Annotated in this window: 22 protein-coding genes and 1 tRNA gene; 10 read left to right on the plus strand and 13 right to left on the minus strand. The window is 50.2% G+C overall.

Translation table 11 applies throughout. From position 1 onward, the window contains the following. Positions 1-136: 136 nt before the first annotated feature. Positions 137-433 carry a YfcZ/YiiS family protein gene (locus BG55_RS12605; protein ID WP_034938199.1) on the minus strand — a complete coding sequence of 99 codons (297 nt, stop codon included), beginning with the start codon at positions 431-433 and terminating at the stop codon, positions 137-139. Positions 434-808: 375 nt separating this feature from the next. Here BG55_RS12605 and fadL point away from each other — a divergent pair, with 375 nt between their 5' ends. Continuing rightward, positions 809-2,092: a long-chain fatty acid transporter FadL gene (gene fadL / locus BG55_RS12610; RefSeq protein ID WP_034938201.1), complete on the plus strand. Its 1,284-nt coding sequence runs from the start codon at positions 809-811 to the stop codon at positions 2,090-2,092. Between the two features lie 50 nt (positions 2,093-2,142). On the opposite strand, the gene mlaA is transcribed toward fadL, so the two are convergent. Further along, positions 2,143-2,904: a phospholipid-binding lipoprotein MlaA gene (gene mlaA, locus BG55_RS12615; RefSeq protein ID WP_034938203.1), complete on the minus strand. Its 762-nt coding sequence runs from the start codon at positions 2,902-2,904 to the stop codon at positions 2,143-2,145. A 498-nt stretch (positions 2,905-3,402) separates the two neighbouring features. Then, positions 3,403-3,861, minus strand: coding sequence for a cytochrome c-type biogenesis protein CcmH (locus tag BG55_RS12620; RefSeq protein ID WP_034938205.1), 459 nt, complete (start codon positions 3,859-3,861; stop codon positions 3,403-3,405). Between the two features lie 435 nt (positions 3,862-4,296). On the opposite strand from BG55_RS12620, the gene BG55_RS12625 reads away from it, so the two are divergent. Next, on the plus strand, positions 4,297-5,193 hold the full coding sequence (locus tag BG55_RS12625; protein ID WP_034938206.1) for a formate/nitrite transporter family protein: 897 nt from the start codon (positions 4,297-4,299) through the stop codon (positions 5,191-5,193). 466 nt (positions 5,194-5,659) lie between these two features. After that, positions 5,660-5,734, plus strand: a tRNA-Arg gene (locus BG55_RS12630). Between the two features lie 98 nt (positions 5,735-5,832). Here the strand turns inward: BG55_RS12630 and BG55_RS12635 are convergent. From BG55_RS12635 to tal, 4 genes are all read right to left on the minus strand, one after another. Next, a complete protein-coding gene (locus tag BG55_RS12635; protein WP_084276298.1) occupies positions 5,833-6,288 on the minus strand; it encodes a lysozyme inhibitor LprI family protein in 456 nt (151 codons plus the stop codon). Positions 6,289-6,526: 238 nt separating this feature from the next. Beyond that, positions 6,527-6,712 carry a hypothetical protein gene (locus BG55_RS22995; protein WP_034938207.1) on the minus strand — a complete coding sequence of 62 codons (186 nt, stop codon included), beginning with the start codon at positions 6,710-6,712 and terminating at the stop codon, positions 6,527-6,529. Positions 6,713-6,850: 138 nt separating this feature from the next. Further along, complete coding sequence (locus tag BG55_RS12645; protein ID WP_034938209.1) at positions 6,851-8,425, minus strand: methyl-accepting chemotaxis protein; 1,575 nt, start codon at positions 8,423-8,425, stop codon at positions 6,851-6,853. Positions 8,426-8,860: 435 nt separating this feature from the next. Then, complete coding sequence (gene tal, locus BG55_RS12650; protein ID WP_034938674.1) at positions 8,861-9,793, minus strand: transaldolase; 933 nt, start codon at positions 9,791-9,793, stop codon at positions 8,861-8,863. Between the two features lie 200 nt (positions 9,794-9,993). Between tal and BG55_RS12655 the strand changes: the two genes are divergently transcribed. Continuing rightward, positions 9,994-10,662 (plus strand): hypothetical protein, encoded by a 669-nt coding sequence (locus BG55_RS12655; RefSeq protein WP_084276300.1) that lies wholly within the window; start codon positions 9,994-9,996, stop codon positions 10,660-10,662. Between the two features lie 7 nt (positions 10,663-10,669). After that, positions 10,670-10,960, plus strand: a complete 291-nt coding sequence (locus BG55_RS12660) for a hypothetical protein (protein ID WP_034938210.1) — start codon at positions 10,670-10,672, stop codon at positions 10,958-10,960. 540 nt (positions 10,961-11,500) lie between these two features. Here BG55_RS12660 and BG55_RS12665 read toward each other — a convergent pair. The 3 genes from BG55_RS12665 to BG55_RS23000 form a co-directional block, all read right to left on the minus strand. Then, positions 11,501-13,159 carry a methyl-accepting chemotaxis protein gene (locus BG55_RS12665; protein WP_034938212.1) on the minus strand — a complete coding sequence of 553 codons (1,659 nt, stop codon included), beginning with the start codon at positions 13,157-13,159 and terminating at the stop codon, positions 11,501-11,503. Between the two features lie 474 nt (positions 13,160-13,633). Next, positions 13,634-13,903 (minus strand): cupin domain-containing protein, encoded by a 270-nt coding sequence (locus BG55_RS12670; RefSeq protein WP_034938213.1) that lies wholly within the window; start codon positions 13,901-13,903, stop codon positions 13,634-13,636. A 668-nt stretch (positions 13,904-14,571) separates the two neighbouring features. After that, on the minus strand, positions 14,572-14,721 hold the full coding sequence (locus tag BG55_RS23000) for a hypothetical protein (RefSeq protein ID WP_200871618.1): 150 nt from the start codon (positions 14,719-14,721) through the stop codon (positions 14,572-14,574). 76 nt (positions 14,722-14,797) lie between these two features. Between BG55_RS23000 and BG55_RS12675 the strand changes: the two genes are divergently transcribed. Next, complete coding sequence (locus tag BG55_RS12675; RefSeq protein WP_034938215.1) at positions 14,798-15,094, plus strand: hypothetical protein; 297 nt, start codon at positions 14,798-14,800, stop codon at positions 15,092-15,094. An 11-nt stretch (positions 15,095-15,105) separates the two neighbouring features. On the opposite strand, the gene BG55_RS12680 is transcribed toward BG55_RS12675, so the two are convergent. Both BG55_RS12680 and BG55_RS12685 read right to left on the minus strand, forming a co-directional pair. Then, complete coding sequence (locus BG55_RS12680; RefSeq protein WP_235192756.1) at positions 15,106-15,531, minus strand: DUF4186 domain-containing protein; 426 nt, start codon at positions 15,529-15,531, stop codon at positions 15,106-15,108. Then, positions 15,518-15,754 (minus strand): putative hemolysin, encoded by a 237-nt coding sequence (locus tag BG55_RS12685; RefSeq protein ID WP_034938217.1) that lies wholly within the window; start codon positions 15,752-15,754, stop codon positions 15,518-15,520. Before BG55_RS12685 ends, BG55_RS12680 begins: the two co-directional genes overlap by 14 nt. A 128-nt stretch (positions 15,755-15,882) precedes the next feature. On the opposite strand from BG55_RS12685, the gene BG55_RS12690 reads away from it, so the two are divergent. From BG55_RS12690 to BG55_RS12700, 4 genes are all read left to right on the plus strand, one after another. After that, entirely contained in the window at positions 15,883-16,203 is a 321-nt protein-coding gene (locus tag BG55_RS12690; protein WP_034938218.1) for a hypothetical protein, read from the plus strand. Between the two features lie 108 nt (positions 16,204-16,311). Continuing rightward, positions 16,312-16,521: a hypothetical protein gene (locus BG55_RS12695; RefSeq protein WP_034938220.1), complete on the plus strand. Its 210-nt coding sequence runs from the start codon at positions 16,312-16,314 to the stop codon at positions 16,519-16,521. Between the two features lie 88 nt (positions 16,522-16,609). Beyond that, on the plus strand, positions 16,610-16,765 hold the full coding sequence (locus BG55_RS23005) for a hypothetical protein (RefSeq protein ID WP_200871619.1): 156 nt from the start codon (positions 16,610-16,612) through the stop codon (positions 16,763-16,765). Between the two features lie 111 nt (positions 16,766-16,876). Next, the gene (locus BG55_RS12700) at positions 16,877-18,124 is read left to right on the plus strand and encodes a mechanosensitive ion channel family protein (RefSeq protein WP_034938221.1); all 1,248 of its coding nucleotides are present in this window, start codon (positions 16,877-16,879) and stop codon (positions 18,122-18,124) included. Positions 18,125-18,175: 51 nt separating this feature from the next. Here the strand turns inward: BG55_RS12700 and BG55_RS12705 are convergent, their stop codons facing one another. Next, complete coding sequence (locus tag BG55_RS12705) at positions 18,176-19,054, minus strand: SMP-30/gluconolactonase/LRE family protein (RefSeq protein WP_034938223.1); 879 nt, start codon at positions 19,052-19,054, stop codon at positions 18,176-18,178. Between the last annotated feature and the right edge of the window lie 155 nt (positions 19,055-19,209).

Consider the following 19,209-nt stretch of genomic DNA (forward strand, 5'->3'; position numbering starts at 1 on the left):
TTAAAACAGGTCTGACCTCTCTAATGTTAACCAGATTTTTACATTTTGCACCACAGGGAAAAGAAAATTGCGAGGAACAACACGCTATCCCGGACAGCGAGCAGGCGTTGAGCCCGCCCGACCATTGGAGGAGGAATTAACGCAGGCCGAGTTGGAAAATCATGGTTTCCGCCTGGCAACAAAAGGTGAAATCGGCATCCAGTTGAATACCCTGCGGCACGTCAGTCAGTCGTGCATCAATCTGGCAGGGCTCGGATTCAACCTGACGCGCTTTTTCAGTCAGGCGGCTCAGTACGGCCTGCGCCTGTTGACGGTCAGTGCACAGCTGGCTCCAGCTGGCGGTACAGTCGGTGTTGTCCATCACGGTTCCGACATCAACACAGCAGCAGGCGGCGGTTTCGTTTGCGTTGCAGGGTTTAGTGACATCACTCATTAGCATTCTCCGGTTGGCCTGTGTATATCCAGGCAGAAAATTGACAGATTGCTCACAGTTTACGCCGCAGCAATTTCCCTGTCCGGTTATTGTCCCGGTCAGCGATTTTAAGTGACGAATATCACAGTAAAAATTGATCAGGGACATAAGAAGCAAAAGTCACTAGCGGATAGTGTTATTTTTTTGTTAAGCAGATCGCTTTTCTTAGATCATTTCTGAAATATTTATAAATCAATATTGCAACATCATAACAGGTCAGACCTATACTGGGGCCACTGGTCTGATTTGTTCGCTGTCATTCAGTCCCTACACTCCCCCGGCGTTTGTTACTTGATGTAACAGAGTTAATAAAAACCAGAAAATGAGGTTGTGGTCATGAACCATAAAAACCTGTTTGCAAAGTCGGCTTTGACAGTTGCAGTGGCGCTTATCTCTTCAAATGTTTCCGCGGCAGGCTTCCAGCTTAATGAATTCTCCGCTATTGGTTTGGGCCGGGCATACTCCGGTGAGGGTGCGATGGGCGATACCGCTGCGTCGGCCAGTCGTAACCCGGCCACCATGGCGTTGATGGATCGTCCGATGTTCTCTATTGGCGCGGTCTATATCGACCCGGATGTCAGCATTGACGGCACCAGCCCGACGGGAAGGAGCCTCAGTGCCAGCAATATTGCCCCCTCTCAATGGGTGCCAAATCTGCATTACGTTCAGCCATTAAACGATCGGTGGTGGCTGGGGGCCTCAGCCACCTCCAATTACGGGCTGGCGACCGAATACAATAATGGCTACACCGCAGGCCCCTATGCCGGTAAGACCGACCTGCAAACCATGAATCTGAATTTAAGTACGGCGTACCGACTTAATGAGCATTTCAGTTTTGGTGTCGGGTTTGATGCGGTGTATGCCAGGGCAAAGATCGAGCGTTATGCGGGCGAATCCGGCCAGGCTCTCGGGCTCCCTGCTGATACACAAATTGCCCACCTGAAAGGCGACGAATGGGGCTATGGCTGGAACGCCGGGATTTTGTATGAGGTCGATAAGGATAATCGCTTCGGCTTTACCTACCGCTCAGAAGTTAAAGTCGATTTTGACGGCGACTACAAGAGCAATCTCCCCAGCTCCATTAACCCACTGAATCAGGCTCTGAATCTTGGCCTGCCTTATGGCACCAGCGGCACAACTATTCCGGGTTCGTTAACCCTGAACCTGCCGGAAATGTGGGAAGTCTCTGGCTGGCATAAAGTCGCGCCGCAGTGGGCGGTTCACTACAGCATGACCTACACCAGCTGGAGCCAGTTTCAGGAGTTGAAAGCAACCGGCAACAATGGCCAGACCCTGTTTCTGAAGGATGAAAGTTATAAAGATGCTTACCGTATCGCGCTCGGAACATCCTATTTTTATGATGACAACTGGACCTTCCGCGCCGGTATTGCCTTTGATGACAGCCCGGTTCCGGCAGATAACCGCACCATTTCTATTCCCGATCAGGACCGTCTGTGGCTGAGTACCGGGGCATCTTATGCCTTCAATCAGGATGCGTCGGTTGATCTCGGTATCTCTTACATGCACGGACAGGATGTGACGGTAAAAGAAGGACCTTACACCTTCCATTCCACCGGAAAAGCCTGGTTGTATGGCGCAAACTTCAACTATAAATTCTGACAGCAATGCTTAAACAACGAAGGCCTGTCAAATGACAGGCCTTTTTATCTTTAATTGGCATCAATATCGTTGATATCGCCCTGAATAGCCGCCGCATTGGGGTTCTCCTGCGGAACCAGTCTGCCTCCGCTGGCGAGGAAATCGTGACGCTGGAAGTAGGCTGCACGCATAAAGGCATAAGGGTCGCCGGTATTACGTAGCATTGCATCGCTGTCCAGCAGCTGCGCCCGCGTTTCCACGCCTTCCAGGGTCCATTTCCCCAGTGACATCCACCATGTCAGCCAGCCAAGCGGCGCATACAGGTCATCCACCATGCCACCGATATCTTCACGTGGCGTGAAATTGCCGTAGCCCGGCAGCACCACATAAGGTCCGTAGCCGACACCGTAGTTGCCCAGCGTACTGCCGAAGCGGCGCGGCTCTTCCTTTGCCAGTTTCGGGTTGGCCATGCCTGCCACATCAATAAAACCGCCAAGCCCCAGAATGGTATTAAGAAAGAAGCGATTGAAATGGATCATCGCCTTGTAGGGCTTTCCTTCGACAAAATAGTTCACCATCGTTGACGGTTCACTGAGGTTGCCGAGGAAATTACTCAAGCCGGTGCGCGCCGGGACAGGGACATAGTCACGCCAGGCTACCGCCACAGGGCGAACGACATACGGGTCCAGCACGTTGTAATTGAAGTTGAACATGGAACGGTTGAAGCCTTCCAGCGGATCGGATCTGCCCTGCGGTTGATCCTTTGTTTGCAAACTGGCACAGCCGATCAGCAATACGCTGGCCAGCGCAACGCCCATCACGCGGTAGCTCATATCATTCTCCCTGTAGTGAAATAGTAATCGCTCACGCCTGCCGTTGATTAATCTTTACGCTCCACGGCTGATGACCTGCAAACGCATCACAGTCTGGATGCCCTGCCGGGTGTCCGGCAAGGTATGGGCGCTAACCTCAGGCACCTCTCAGCCCACATCTCGGTACTGCTCATAGCGCAACCAACAACCGGTGCAACATCATGACCCTGCTGTAATCAGGCGTCAGCAATAAATGGCTTCACGGCAGTTTTTTTAACCGTGCCTGGCATTGGTGAGCTGCCATCTGTGACGGAAATATACATCACTCCGTCAGCTGGTAACATTTTTTCTACCTGCGTTGCCAGGGTTGACGTCTTGTCAGGGTGGCTGACTGACCTGAGAAAGGCGCTCTTCAGCGGCGCAACAGCAGAATACAACCCGGCGTCAGCGAGTAATAACTGTCAGATTCTTTGCCGGGAAGTTGTTATCAGGTCAGATCCGTCAGCCTGAATTCACCTGTTAATGCTTGCGGCGTGAGCCTGGCTGGCGGTCTGGCTGCATCTGTTGAGCGACGCCCGGCCCTGAACAGGTGTACCGCCGGGCTCGGCTACGCAGAATAATAATCAACATCCCGATAAACACAAATAACGTCGGCCCAGCCCAAAGAAGGACAACTGAAGATGTCGTCATCGGCTGAGAGGTCAGAAAATGGCCCTGAGTTGCTGTCATCAGCGCTTTTGTCTGTTCCGTTGTTCCGGCATTTTGTCGCAGTTGGTAATCTGTCAGTCGTGGATCCGCCGCGTCGGTTGTCCGGTAATCGGCAACGCTGTCGTTCCGACATTCAGCGCAACGCAGAAAGTGGAGCAGTAAATGATTCTGCTGCCGCTCGACGACAAAAAATGATCGGGTATTGAAATCATCAGCCAGCGCACTGAATGCCAGCAGCACCGCCACCAGCATGATCATGCCATATTTCATATTCCTGCCTCCTTGCTGTTATTAATTCACTATCGCCTGTTTTCGCTGTTAACCTGGCCATTCAGGTCCGCAGGCTGGCGATAGCAAACATTCCCTTTGCCATCAACACCGTGCTATAAGCAAGCGTCTCAGCATACCGTTGTCGCCCTACAGACTCAACGCCTGCGGGTTGGCTGAATAAATCAGCCTGCTCATGGCCTTATGAGAATTCGCATTATCATTCAATACTTCCATGCCTGAAATCAGCAAACCCCGGCAAAAGACGCTGAGTATCCCCCCTGCCAGAGCACCGTCCCCCCCCTTCAGCACCGTAAAAGTTCAGCAAAACCAGCCCTGAATGCAGATAAAACCTGAAAGCACACTTCAGTCAGATAGCTGAGCAGACGAAACCCGCTACGCTTAAGATAAAAAATAAACGCTTTAAGGAAGTTACAGATGAACGGCAGTAAAGAAGAAGTGGAAATTGATAGCGAAGAAAGTGAACAGGGCAAAGAAATTGATGTAAATGAGGAGTCCCTGCCCTCACGCGCAGCAGCGGTGCATGAGTTGATTCGTCAGGAAGGAGAGAAAGAGCTGGAAAGGGACGGTCTGGCGCTGCTGTTTTCTGCCGTTGCCGCAGGCCTGTCGATGGGGGCTTCACTGATGGCAAAAGGCATCTTTCAGGTGAATCTTGATGGCGTTCCCGGCGCTTTTCTGCTGGAGAATCTGGGTTATACCTTCGGCTTCATCATTGTCATTATGGCCCGCCAGCAACTGTTTACTGAAAATACCGTCACCGCAGTATTACCAATCATGCACAAGCCAACCGGCAGCAACATATTGTTATTGCTTCGTCTGTGGGGAATTGTGCTGGGTGGAAATCTGGTCGGTACTGCGCTGGCCTCTCTGGCCTTTAGTCATATGCCCATTTTTGATGACGCCACACGTCAGGCTTTCATCCATATCAGCGAGAAGGTGATGGCCCACACGCCGGGAGAGATGTTTGCTAATGCAGTGGTGTCAGGCTGGATTATTGCCACAATGGTCTGGATGTTCCCATCTGCTGGTGCGGCAAAAATCTGGATTATCATTTTGATGACCTGGCTGGTTGCGCTGGGCGACCTGGCGCATATTGTGGTGGGATCGGTTGAAATCCTCTATCTGGTTTTCAACGGCGTGATTAGCTGGCATCAGTTCATCTGGCCTTTTGCCCTGCCCACTCTCGCAGGCAACATCATCGGTGGCACCTTTATTTTTGCCCTGATAAGCCATGCACAAATACGTAATGATATGAGTAATAAAGCAAAAACAGAGGGGAAAAAGAAAAAGCAGAATACCGGCTCAAAAGGATAAATCATCGCTACCGCAGTCTGGGTCCAGCCGGGTGGGCAATAACAGAGTCTGGTGGTAAGACGGGTACTTTGCTCTCCGGCAATGCTATGACGGAACGATTGCCGGAGGAAATGAATTATCCGTTAAACAGGGCAAAAGTATTGGCGTAATATCCGGCTGCAAAGACGACGTAACTCAGCCAAATTGCAGTAATGACAACCAGTGACAGTTTACCAGGCATAGTGTATTCCTTCAGAAATGCTCCAGAACGGATAGTTCGAATTACACTATTCCTGCGCCAGGACACCGATATTGATCTACCTCAATTTTGATCAAAATTGCCCCGCACCGGCTTCAAATTGTCCGCAGCCATATTGCCCGTCTGATGGAAGAGAATCGGAATCTGACAGACGATTGATGACAAAACCAGCAGTCAGAAAGGTAAGTGCTTAATCTGCTGCCATAAACGCGCTATACTGCCGCCGCTGTCTCCTTAGTTAAATGGATATAACGAGCCCCTCCTAAGGGCTAGTTGCAGGTTCGATTCCTGCAGGGGACACCATTTCATCGTTCGCCACCCTCCGTAATCGTTCGCAAAACCCCAGTAAATCCAGCGCCCGGGCACAACACCCGATGGTGATGGCTCATTGACAGACGCTCTCAACTAACAGGTGGAAGCCCCATCAAATGGATTTCATCCATATGCCGCTTATTGAGGTTTATCTCGCACTGATCACGCCAGGACTGATAATCATAGGCATCTTCATCAATCTCAGTGGCAACCGCAAGGCACAGCGCCTGTCGGTACTGTTTCCATTTCTCCTGCGCTGCCAGAAATCTATTGCTGTACACATCGCCTGAGGTTTCTTTAGCATCCTCTTTGCCATTAAATGGGCCAATATTGTTCGCCTTAATCCGTTTATCCGTTTCCGAAATTAAAACGTCGAGCTTCCTGTTGCTCTCATCCTTTTTTTTCGCAAGGCAGTCATAGGCCAACGGAATCGTTTTCTCTTGCTTAAAACAGTTATCACGCTCAGTTCCCCATGACAATTCAGCACTGGAGGTAAGAGGAAGGGCTGAAAAAACCACCAGCATTGTGATCACCTGTTTTTTCATCGTAAATATCCCAATCTTTTCTGTGACCTTTATAGCTCATATATAGAGAATCTTTTTTAATGTGTTCTGCAAGAGCGCTTTTGCCAGCAATCGCCGCCCGCATCAGTGCAGGCGCGTTATGACCCCCCTGATAAAAAAATATCGACCACCACGTCTCTGATTTTTATGTCGAGTGTATTCCAGGCGGGGGCATTGGGTATGGATTTAGCCACCCGAATATAAAAACTGCGAGCCTCACTCAGTCTTTTTCTGTAAGCGATGTTAAAAAGCTGGACTTGTTGCTGATGGATGCGACCAGAACTGAAGGCGACATATTCAGCAGGCGCTGATACCGGCGGATAGCATCAATCGTGCCCTGTCCGCATACACCATCAACTTTCAACGCTCGTCCGGTGGACTGTCGGTAGCCTGCATTTGAAACCATCTGCTGGCGCTTTTTTACTTCAGCAGGTGCATTGGTGCCTCATGTGCCGACCGGGGAAAAAAGACGGTCAGGATGCAACGTCATGCGGGTCATGCTGGTTTTCAACCCCCGTTTCCCGATTGGGAAACGGGGTGTGGGTCAGATGCGGAAGGCATTGACCACTTCGCTTAAAGAGTGCGCCTGCCCGGAAAGAGACTGAGAGGCCGACGAGGACTCCTCAACCAGGGCGGCATTGTTCTGCGTCACACCATCCATCTGGTTTACTGCAATGCTGACCTGTGAAATTCCCTGCATCTGTTCAGACGAAGCAAGCGAGATATTATCCATCGCCTCTGCCAGTTTGCCGACCATCCCCACGATATTGAGAATGCTCTGGCCAGTGCCAGTGGCAACAGCCACCCCGCTTTCAACCTGTTTCACCGCCTCTTCAATCAGATGCTTAATATCTCTGGCCGCTGTGGCACTACGCTGAGCCAGCGTTCTGACTTCACCGGCAACCACAGCGAATCCGCGGCCCTGCTCGCCAGCTCTGGCGGCTTCAACTGCCGCGTTGAGCGCCAGAATATTGGTCTGGAATGAGATGCCTTCAATCACTGAAGTGATGTCGCGTACCTTGGTGGCGCTAAGTGAAATATCGTTCATGGTTTCAGACATACGCTGCATCTCCCGTTCACCCACGCGGGCAAGTGTTGCAGCTTCACGTGCTGACTCCGCAGTTTGCTGCGCGCTGGCGGTATTGCTTTTTACCGTAGCGGTAAGCTGTTCCATACTGGCGGCGGTTTCCTGAAGCGCTGCTGCCTGCTGCTCGGTGCGGGAAGAGAGCTCCGAGTTCCCCTGAGAAATCTCATCGGCGGCCTGCGCGACTGAGGTAGAAGACTCTTTAATCTGCGACACCAGTCTGCGCAGATTAGTCTGCATGCTGTCCAGGGAGGCGAGCAGACTGGTGGTATCACTCGGACGCAGATTTACTGGCGTGGTCAGATCCCCGGCGGCAATCGTTGCGGCTAGTTGCTGTGCCTCTGACGGCTCGCCACCCAGCTGACGTTTGATGCGGCGAGTAATCAGCCCACTCATAACGAAGCCAAGAATAACAAACACAACCGTCAGACCAACCAGCGTCATATAAACGCCAGACAGAGCCTGAGTCGATGTCTGCGCCGTTTTCAGCGTCACCCGCGCCTGATATGAAACCATGCCATTTACGGCAGCACGATATTGCGAAAATGCCGGAATCAGGTCACTGACAAGCTTTGCGTCTAATGAGGCCTCATTTTGCTGAAAGACATTCCGGGCAGTCTGGTTAACCGGTCCAGAGGTCATTTCAATTTTTTTCAACAGGTCGGAGGCCTCTTCAACTTCAGCAAGATTAATCCCTGGGATACTTTTGGCGCCGTTAATTAACGTCCGAAAATGCGCCGTAATAGCGTCACTGTTTTGCAGCAGTGAGAAAAACTCCGTTTGCAGGTTAGCCACCGTCTGTTGCTGATCGTGTGCGGCAACAGCCAGTAACAGGCTGGTTTGCTGAGTGAGGTTATCTTTCAGCGACTGAAGGGCCTGTAAGTCTGACAGTCGCGCGCTGGTCAAATCCTGTTGCTCGCTTGCCGTATTGAGTTTAAATCCGGCAAAGCCCGTGGTAAATACGCCCATGAGGATGACAATAAGAAACGCCAGTGTGAGCATGGCATTTAATTTTATTTTTCTGTTTCTGAACATATTAACCCAGCCTTTAATTCAGTGTTTTACTCCGGACGTTTACACATTATTGCCCGTCCCCATCAATCCGTTTATCGGCAGGCGCAGGAAAATTTCCAGCGAAAAATCACCCTTATTTTCTTTTTATTCTTCTTGCTCACACTAAGAAAATCTTGCGCGGTGGCTGCTGAGGTGGCATTTCAGAAAGCTGCCGGGGGCAACAGATTGAATTTACGAGAATGAAACCGCATCGGGTGACTGGCAGGATAATTAGTTGCGGATATAAATTAATTCCGGTTTATTTTTAAAATCATCAATAACGACAAGTTAATCAGAATCATCGCCCGTTGCAGGGGATAATATTCAGCCAGGTGCTCAACGTCTCCCCTTTTTCACTGAAATTTCAGCCCGATAAAAGCCTTAAAAATAATATCGTCAGGGCATTGCGATGACGGCTTACAGCATCTGTTGAATCTGATTTTCCAGTCTGACCTGATCGACGGCAAACAACCTGATCCCTTCAGCCAGTTTTTCTACCGCCATTGCATCCTGATTGTGCTGCCAGAGGAACTCCGCCTCGGTCAGCGGACTGGGGCGGTTTTCTGTTACATTACCGGGTTCCAGCTGACGGGATAACGCACCTTCGCTGGCAGCCAGCTCATCAAGCAGTAGCGGGGAGAGAGTCAGACGGTCGCATCCGGCCAGCCCCTGTACCTGCTCAATGCGGCGGAAACTGGCTCCCATCACCACAGTCTCGTAGCCATGCGACTTGTAATACTGATAGATCTGCCGGACAGAAACCACCCCCGGATCGCTGTCCACCCGATACGCCGTCTGGGGCTGATTTTTCTGATACCAGTCGTAAATGCGACCTACGAACGGCGAGACTAAAAAAACGCCTGCTTCGGCGCAGGCCCGTGCCTGAGCGAAGGAGAACAGTAGAGTCAGGTTACAGTGAATGCCGTTTTGCTCCAGCTCTTCTGCTGCGCGAATCCCCTGCCAGGTGGCAGCGAGTTTGATCAGGATACGTTCTGGTCCGACGCCGTTCTTTTCGTACATCTGAATAAGCTTGCGCGCTTTCGATACGCACATCCCACGATCCCAGGCAAAGCGGGCATCAACTTCGGTGGAAATACGCCCCGGTATGTGACGCAACACTTCACAGCCGATATCCACCGCCACCTGATCGCAGGCGTTAATCAGTTGCGTTTCTGCGCTGCCGCCCTGCTGACGAGCTTTGCCGATAGCCTCAGCAATCAGCGACTGATACTGCGGCAGCTGCGCGGCCTTCAGCACCAGCGAAGGATTGGTGGTCGCATCCTGAGGGGCAAACTTTTTGATCGATGCAACATCGCCGGTATCAGCAACCATCGTGGTGTATTTTTTCAGTTGGTCTGAATAGCTGCGCTGAGTGGGGGCACAGGGTGACTCGACGTGACAATACGGCCCTCTAAGGGCGTTCCAGGGCATTTGGAGCTGTAAGTCAGAAATCGACAAATTAAATAATCCTTTATTTTGTTAATTTTTATTCAATGAATTGCTACTATTTCGAAGTTGCAAACGGACAGCAATTAAATGGAGTTAGTCAAATGGATATGAAAGATTTTGCGCAATGCAAAGTAATGACAAAATCCCCTTCCTGGACTTTTTTAGATGTATTTCGCTGGAAAGCCCTCCCTGAACAGTTCGGTGGTGGCAGGCGTCACGCCAGGGGATTTAAAGACGCGTGGGTGAAAAAACACCGTACACTCATCAGATCGGCCGCTCTTCGTTACAATATTCCAGCTGAGTTACTTGCAGGAGTCTGCTGGATTGAAGTCGGCGGAGATCCAAATATTATTGACAGGATTGCTTTTGAGATACGTTCTATTGACTGGAGCGGCCCTGCTTATGTTGACCGTAATTTTACTATAACGTCGCCACCGGCTAAGACCTCGTTCGGTTTTATCAGTATGCAGCTTCGCACCGCCGCCAGGACTATGGGACTTGATACGGATCAGATGAGCACGTCAGAACTTCGGGCGCTATCACTATGTCTCGAAAAAGACACCTGTAATATTAACCTCGCGGCTAAGCACTTACGCCAGCTATCGGACTATGACAAGTTACCAACGCGTCTAAGTATGGATGATGTCAGGATAGTCGGTGCCAGATATAACCGGGGCACCAAACCAGGTCTGGCAAGCATTAAAAAAGATATGCGGTACGGTGATTTCATTGTCAGAAATTGGCAGCATTTCAACAAACTAATTTGGTGATAGCTGAGTGAAAAAGTTCATCAGGTTTATTTTCATCCTGTTTTACCTGCTTTTTATGCTGGTGATTTACCTGTCCACGGTAGATAATTATAGCGTTATATATGATATGGATTCGGCCATACCTCAAGGCTCACTAAGTAATAACGGCAGTGATAGTGGGAAAGTTTTTGCTGGATTAATCCTGTTTATTATCGTTCTTATTCAGGGTATTTTTGTTTACTTTGATAAGTCAAAAAAGTGGAAATGGATAGCGGGGATCATGGCAGCATTTGCGTTAATTTTTTTCCTTCTTCGGTAAGCTTATCGCGGTTCCCATCTTAGAACTCCCGTTTACGATGAGTACAAAACCCTACAGTAAGCGCTGGGGAATCCCCAGTAATGGGCGGGTAAATCAGATCGGGCATAGAAAGTATGATCTACTGATTGTGCAACCAATTCAGGGAGATCGCCATTATACCTGTTCGCTCATTATGTCAGAAGTTTTTCCGCCACGCTTTAGCTCCGTTTAACCAGTATCGTCAGGACGCACTGCTCGATGCCACCGCTGCCTTGACGCGGGGGTGATTGACGTGCTGGCCACCAGCGCGTCAAATGCCAGGGCAGTGATTAACATGCAGAAGGCTCTGTGAGGAAAGCGTGCAGAGCCGGAATAACAGTGGTATCACCTTTGCCTGCTGAGCGGCTGTTTCAGGCTTAGCAGGCCGGCGTTAATCATCCGTGCTGCCGAAACAATAAATCCCTGTGATATTGATTAACCCTGACAGGGGTGACAGAAAAATCCGCCCTTGCGAGCGGATCTAAAACGAAATGCCTGAACGGTTATCTTCACCAGTAAAGGTCAGAAGTGTTCCCAGTTTTCCTGAAGATTTGTTTCGGTTTTCGCCGTCGGCAATGCCGGAAGCGATTTTATCGCCGGGCTGTTTGTCGGTCTCAACGTCGTCGGTGTTGTGGACGGCGCATTAATGATAAAGGCGGAAACCAACTGATTAAGGGTGCCTGCCTGCTCCATCAACGAGCGGGATGCCGCTGACGCTTCTTCCACCAACGCGGCATTCTGCTGTGTCACATCATCCATCTGATTAACAGCCTGATGGACCTGACCAATACCCAGCATCTGCTCCTGAGCAGCGGCAGAAATTTCATTTATCAGGTCAGAAACCTGACGAACAGCATCCTTCATGCGGTCCATGTTCTGCCCGACGTCCTCCGCCTGTTCTGAGCCGGTTTCCACATAACGCATGGATGACTCGATCAACTCTTTTATCTCACGGGCTGATGCGGAAGAACGCTGAGCCAGATTACGCACCTCACCCGCCACCACCGCAAATCCACGGCCCTGTTCACCGGCACGCGCCGCTTCCACCGCAGCGTTAAGCGCCAGAATATTGGTTTGAAAGGCAATGCCTTCGATAAGGGATATGATGTCGGTAATTTTCGTTGAGCTGTTGCGGATATCAGACATCGTCGCCAACATCGCCTGCACGCGGGTAACACTGTTATCTGAAATTTCACGCGCATTTTGCGAAAGTTCAGTAGCCAGGCGGGTGTTCTCAGCGGTCTGCCTGACGGTTTCAGTCAGTTGAGACATGCTCGCTGCCGTTTGCTCCAGCGACGCAGCCTGCTCTTCAGTACGGGATGACAGGTCTTCATTGCCGGCGGAGATTTGTGCTGATGCGGTGCTGACAGAGTCTGAAGATGCGCTAACCGAAGAGAGTGAACTGGCGACATTTTTCACCAGGTGGTTGTAGGCCTGGGCTGTCAGGCCAATTTCGTCCCTGCGCGAGTCGTCAGCACGCAGCGTAAGATCAAGAGAGGCGCTGGCATTTTCCATGGTGGTGCGCATGGCGTTAAGGCTTCTGCGGATACTGAGGATAATTTTTATCACCAGCGTACCCAGAATAAGGATTACTGCGGAGGAGCCTGCAATCATGCTCCAGAAGGTGGTGTTATAAATACGATCGTTGTCTTTTCTGAGCTGGTTACTGATATCGACATTCAGCTTCAGCTGTTTCTGATAGCCAGCGATAAGATCCCTGGCTGACTGGCCGATACCGGCATTTCCCTGGAGTTCGCGCAACGATACTTTATCGTCCTGCGCCAGCGATCCCTGGATGAACACCGGTAACCTGTCTCTGATATCTTTGATCGTGGCAAAGGCCGCCTGGGTCATCTGACGATCTTCATCGCTGGATATATCGTGGTCCAGATAGTACTGATTGAGGGTTTGCAGTTTGTCGATCACCTCGTCAATCTGCTTTCCTACCTGCGCCTGTTTATTCAGGTCGGTGGCACTCTGATGCCGATACAGCCAGATAATCAGTTCATTGCTGCTATCAACCTGCTTCCCGAGGTCGATGATTGAAGGAATAGCATTTTCCTGGACATACTGAAATCGCGACTGAAATCCGGTGACGACAAACATGGCAACAATGACCACCGTAATCAAAGAGGCTGCAAGCAAGGAAAAACTCAGAAAAAGTCGCTGTGTAATTGTCATGAACATATCCACCTGAAGAGATGCGAGAAAAACCATACCAAAAACGGATTAACCGTAGCGGAACAAAGTACTATCGGCAGCGCAGGCTTAATTATTAGTAATTTTATAATTAATCCACTGACAAATATTGTTTAGTGACCTGAACAGATTGATGCAAACTGAAAAAACGCCAGCCCGTCAGCAGCGATAAGGCACATATCTCTGAGGAAAAGTGATATGCGGACAATTTCTGCCGGAGATAAGAATACAAATAACCAACTGATCAACATACGGCATTATGACATGACGTTACTACTTGTCGCAGAATAATGTCGTTAATAATTCAGGTGCAGATTCGATCACAAGAAACACACTCATCTGTTAAACATAAACCTGGATAATTGATTGAACAAATAAGATGATGCCGTTGCGTTTTCACGCCCTGTTTCCTGATTACATCTGCACAGTTTTAAAATAATAAAAATAGCGGAAAAATTAACTTTTACGCCCGGACAGATATTTTACCCCTTTGCTGCCAAAATATTCCTCGTGCTGCTCATCAGTAACCAGATGAAAAGTCTGGCCAGCCGAATAAGTCACTTTCTCTGCGCTATTAGTAATGGTTATATCACCGTCAAGGATCAGGGCCATCGCTTCGAAGGGATGCGAATGCCAATCCAGACAGCTGTTGGCGGCTCTCTCAACCAACACCGGCTCGCTGTAGCCTTGCTGTTTCAGTATCGCCCGGAATTCACTCTCAGTCATATCGCCACCTTTTTTTCGATTCTGCAAGTGTAGTACAGGCTGTTAAAACTGACAGCTGAGCGATCGACAGGCATAACTATCCAGCCTGAGTCACCGTATTAAGGTATGGCAATGATTCTGGCCCCAACTTATTCCAGCCCTCCAAAAAGGGAATCCCGCGCTGACTCAGATTAAGCAGGCATGAGACGTTAAGAGTGATAAGAATTTATTTTCATCCGGCCTTATCGTCTCATTTCTGTCATTTTGACGATGTAATAATATTTGACAGTAACCCATCTGAATTGTCCAGAGATGTAATCCATTCACGCCATTTCACAATATCTCTGGCGGCTGAAAACAGAGTATGGATGCCGTTCACCCTGTAATTAATATTCTGTGATATTCAGAATCAGCACTTCATTCATTTTGTCATCGCCCTCTGACCCGAACAAAGGTTGTCGGTAAAATCTCTGCGGATTTTAAAAGTCATCCCCCACAGACATCACTTTATTTCGATCAGATAACGGCAGACTTGAATTAATTTTTGCTTACTGAGATAAGAGCGGTGCTGTTCAGCATGGCAGAACGCAACGATAAAAGCGTTATCCCTGCTCACATCGCTTACAAGGGCTGTCTTTACCGGGTAGCTGGCGCATAACAAGCCTCAGGCATGCTGCGGACAGCAATCATCACTTACCGCGATCCTGATAAGGATCTTTTTTATGATCCTCACTGTCATCGCGCGTGCGAGGGATCTCACCGTGTTCAGCAGGATTATCTCTCGCCGGATGGTGCTTATCGGTTTTCTCAGGTTTTTGATGGTTAGCGCTGGACGACATCTCACCCTCCTGCTGTTTACATCACGTGAAATTGACTTTCTGTTACTATAGTCGGATTCAATCTGAGGTGGTGTGAATGAAAAAATATTTCTGCGTATTGATGCTTATTCTGGCGGTTGGCGGCTGCTCTTCTTCGTCGGGAGTAAATTTCGACGACGCGAAACTGGCTAAGATTCAGTATGGTTCCACAACCCGTCAGCAGCTGATTTCGCTGTTTGGTCAGCCGACATCTGAGACACCTTACCCGGAAAATCATACCCTGATGATGTGGTCCTACAGTAAAGCCAACGCGATGAGCACCACAGTTGGCAAGACGCTGACGGTACAGCTGGATAATGGCAAAGTAAAAAGTTACACCCTCAGCAAAACCTGACCAGCAGCGGATTAGTCAAACAGGTCCAGTTGTTGGTCGCCATGCGGTCTGCTCTTATTGCGCGTTTTCTTTTCGGGCGGCAGTGGCCGCTGCATTTCCTGCTCTAACCAGCGCATGATCACCGCCACAATATAAGCCTGTTGCGCTTGCGTCAGCGGCTGCATAGCGGGAATCGCATGCCATTTGCTCAGACAGCCACGGCAGCAGGTTGCAGTGGCGTGTTGTGCGATAAACACCGGATGTCCGCGCATGGGGGTTTGTTTACCGTCGCTGGCAGGTACAGCAGGCGCCAGCCGCATGTTGATAAAGTCCTGCGCGTGACGCCTGACTTCCGCTTCCCCCCGCTTACGGCAGTAGTGATATTCCGTCTGCCCCAGGTGGAAACGCTGACGAAAAGCGGAAGCGGCCAGCCGCTGAAAAACATCATCGATGATCACGGCGATACAGCGTCCATTCTTCGACCCGTTCCCCGCCGGGTAAAGTGCAATAGCCGGTCTGTCCCTGTCCGGTGTTGACAATATCGAGGTTTCCACCCTGTTTTACACACCATGCAGAAGCCGGATTTGGCATCCCCAGTTTGGCTGGAGTGGCAGGTTTTTCTGGCTGCGCGGCACAACCCAACAGCGATGTTGCCCATATCAGTAAAAGGATATTTTTCATCTGTTTTCCCGGTTTAACAGCATCAACATGATGCTTTGTTCAGGGTGAGTTACCCAGTTTAACGCGTTGAACTTAAACCCTGATTCATTAAGATAGGTTTTTGCCCATCTCAACAGGAAGTTGCCCGCATGCTGAACACCTTTACCCTCCGGCTTACCCGCCATGTCAGCCAGTATCTGCTGCCCGACATGCGTGCACTGCTGCCCTCTGAATCCGTGCAGTTCTTTTGTAACGAACTGGATGAGGAGTGGCACTATACGTTGCTCTGTCGGCAAAACGAACACATCTGTTCGTTGACGGTATCGGCGATACTGGTGTGGCATCAACTCAGACACATACAGTCAATGGTCTGGAGTACAACGCAGGAACAGCAGGATGCCACGCATTACAGTGCCGCCAGGCTGTATGAACGCCTCATCACGCCAGGGGCAATACTTTATCTCTCCTGAAGGTTCTGTGACGATTTAGCAGCAGTTTTTTGCTGTATTCATCTGATTGAAATCTGCACTTTCCCGCTAATCTGGCAAATATTCATCAAAGTGGTAGTGGAGTAACCTATGCCGGATAAAGACGCTGTCGTTGAAGGACTGACTGTGGAAGTTCTCGCACTGAGACATATCGTGCAGATGCTTATCGCCTATGGCAATGTGCCAACCGGCGGCAAACTGAATAAGTATCTGCAAAAAGTGGCCGATGACGCCGAACATCGTGATGAGCGTGCGGCTAACAAAGCCATTGCCGACGCGATTCGCAGCTATATTCAGTAAAGAAAACGCGGAACAAAAATAATAAAACCGACACTGTTTGTTCACGGTTGAAAGGTTCAGGCTGTCTGTATTTCATAAGGAGACAGCCATGAAAAAACGTCCTGCTATGCTCACCGCGCTTTATCTTCTGTTCCGCCAGGAACGCCAGCCTCACAAATTGTTCGGTATGATTTATCTCTCACCGGAACAGCGCGCTGCTATCCTGCGCGAGCTTCTTTACCCCTGCGACCAGCCTGGTGGTTAGCCAGCTGGCAGTTTGATTTTACGCTTCCAGCCACGTTATTCTCCCCACCCCCGGCTTTGCAAAGTGGTCGGTTAATCACTGGAACAGTCTCAACACAGGGAACAGAAACAGATGTATCAGTATATTCTTGGCTGGCTTACAACTTTCGAACTACCTTATGCACCGCTGATTGCCCTGCTGGCAATGCTTGGCATAATTTTAATTATTTCCTTAATTGTCCACGGCTTGCTCCACCGTGCCATGCTGCCGTTTCTGCGCCGGCTTGCCACAAAATCATCACGCCAGTGGCCTCACGTTATTTTCGACAGTAAATTGTTCAGCCGCTTCGCCCTGTTAATGCAGGGTGTGTTGTTACAGATTCAGTCGGAGATGTTTCTTCAGGGGCATGAACCCGTTTTCAGTATCGTTATGGTGGCAAGCCAGGTATGGATGATGATCTTCAGCCTGCTGATGTTTTTCTCACTGCTGGATCTTGTCCTTGGGCTGTCGGAAAACAGCATGTTCGCCACACAATTACCACTGCGTGGCATCTTTCAGAGTCTGAAACTGATTGCTGCCCTGCTGATCGCGCTGATGATTATTTCGGTGCTGATTGGCAAATCCCCGCTGGTGTTACTGACCGGACTGGGCGCAATGACCGCCGTGCTGATGCTGGTGTTCAAAGATCCCATCCTTGGTCTGGTGGCCGGGATTCAGCTCTCAGCAAACAGTATGCTCAAGCTGGGGGACTGGCTGGAGATGCCGAAATATGGCGCAGACGGCTCGGTGGTGGATATCGGCCTGACCACGGTAAAAGTGCGTAACTGGGACAATACCATTACCACCATCCCGACCTGGGCGCTGATTTCTGATTCGTTCAAAAACTGGCAGGCAATGTCTGAATCAGGTGGGCGTCGTATCAAGCGCAGTATCAACATTGATACCACCAGCATTCGCTTCCTCAATGAAGAAGACATCCTTGCTATGCAACGGGCGCAGCTGCTTACACCTTACCTGGATGGCAAAAAAGAGGAAGTCTCGGCGTGGAATGCAGGTCTGAACTGCGATCTCAGCACCCCTCTCAACGGTCGCAGAATGACCAATATCGGGACTTTCCGCGCCTGGCTGGAAGCCTGGCTGAAGGCGCATCCCCGGACCCATAAGGGAATGACGCTGATGGTGCGTCAGCTGGCTCCCGGCTCCGAGGGACTGCCAATTGAAATTTATGTTTTTACCAATACGACGGTGTGGCTGGAGTATGAAAGGATTCAGTCAGATATTTTTGACCATATCTTCGCGGTGTTGCCTGAATTTGATCTGAGAGTTCATCAGACACCTACCGGTAACGATATGCGCAATATGCGGCTGACTACCGGCTGATAGTCAGGCTGACAGCGGGCTGTCTGTCACCCGCTGTCAGGCCAACGAAACTTAGCGGCGATAAAACGGCTCGGCTATGCCGGCGACGCCGACCCGCACCGCGAAGAGATCGCCGGACTGGGGATACTCCGCCAGCTCCTGTGGCGAACGTTCCTCGCGCGAACTGGTAATAAATAACGTCTTCAGGTCAGGGCCTCCAAAAGCAACCATCGTTGGCCAGCGTACCGGGAGAGGGATTTCATCGACAATGTCTCCATTGGCCGGATTGAGACGAATAACTCTGGCACCATCAAACATGGCCGACCAGTAAAATCCTTCGCTGTCCACCGCCGCGCCGTCTGGTAAGCCTCCCTGTTGCTCTACAAAGCGCTGTACGACCTGTCGTGGCCCGATTTCACCCTGCTCATCCATCGGATAGCGATAGAGCACACCATTTGGCGTATCAGAATGATACATCCAGCGGCTGTCGGGTGAAAAAGCCACGCCGTTGGAAATCATAATATCTTCTGCCTGAACGGTCAGGGTGAGATTCTCATCGAGTCGACACAGCTTGCCGCCATTACGATCCTGCGGCTCCCACAGGCTGCCACACCAGAAACGACCAAAACGGTCAACTCGTCCGTCGTTAAAGCGGCTACGAGACGCTTCTCCGGGATTCGGTGCAATTCGTGCGGCAATTTTTCCGTGGTGATCAAGCATACAGACGCCGCTGCGTAATGCCGCCACAAAACCGCCCTGCTCTCTCAGACCGAAACAACCAATATGTTCTGCCACCGGCATAACGCGATGTTCACCGCTACCAGGATCGAAACGGTGGATCGCCGGAGCGAGAATATCGACAAAGTAAAGGGCCTGCTCGCTCACCGACCAGACAGGACACTCTCCGAGTTCTGCCTGCACCGCCAGTACATTATCAACCTGATAGCGCATAAATTTCTCCTGAACACCAATGACAGCACTGAGTGTAATGCAAAAATGATTTTCTGCCGTGGTGAAATAAAGGGAGATAATAAACTCTGGTTGAGCATCTCTTAAATATAATTAAGAGCATTCCTTCTGCTGGGGCTTTTTTTTCGTCTTTTTCT

The sequence above is a fragment of the Erwinia mallotivora genome, assembly GCF_000590885.1.
Classification (GTDB): domain Bacteria; phylum Pseudomonadota; class Gammaproteobacteria; order Enterobacterales; family Enterobacteriaceae; genus Erwinia; species Erwinia mallotivora.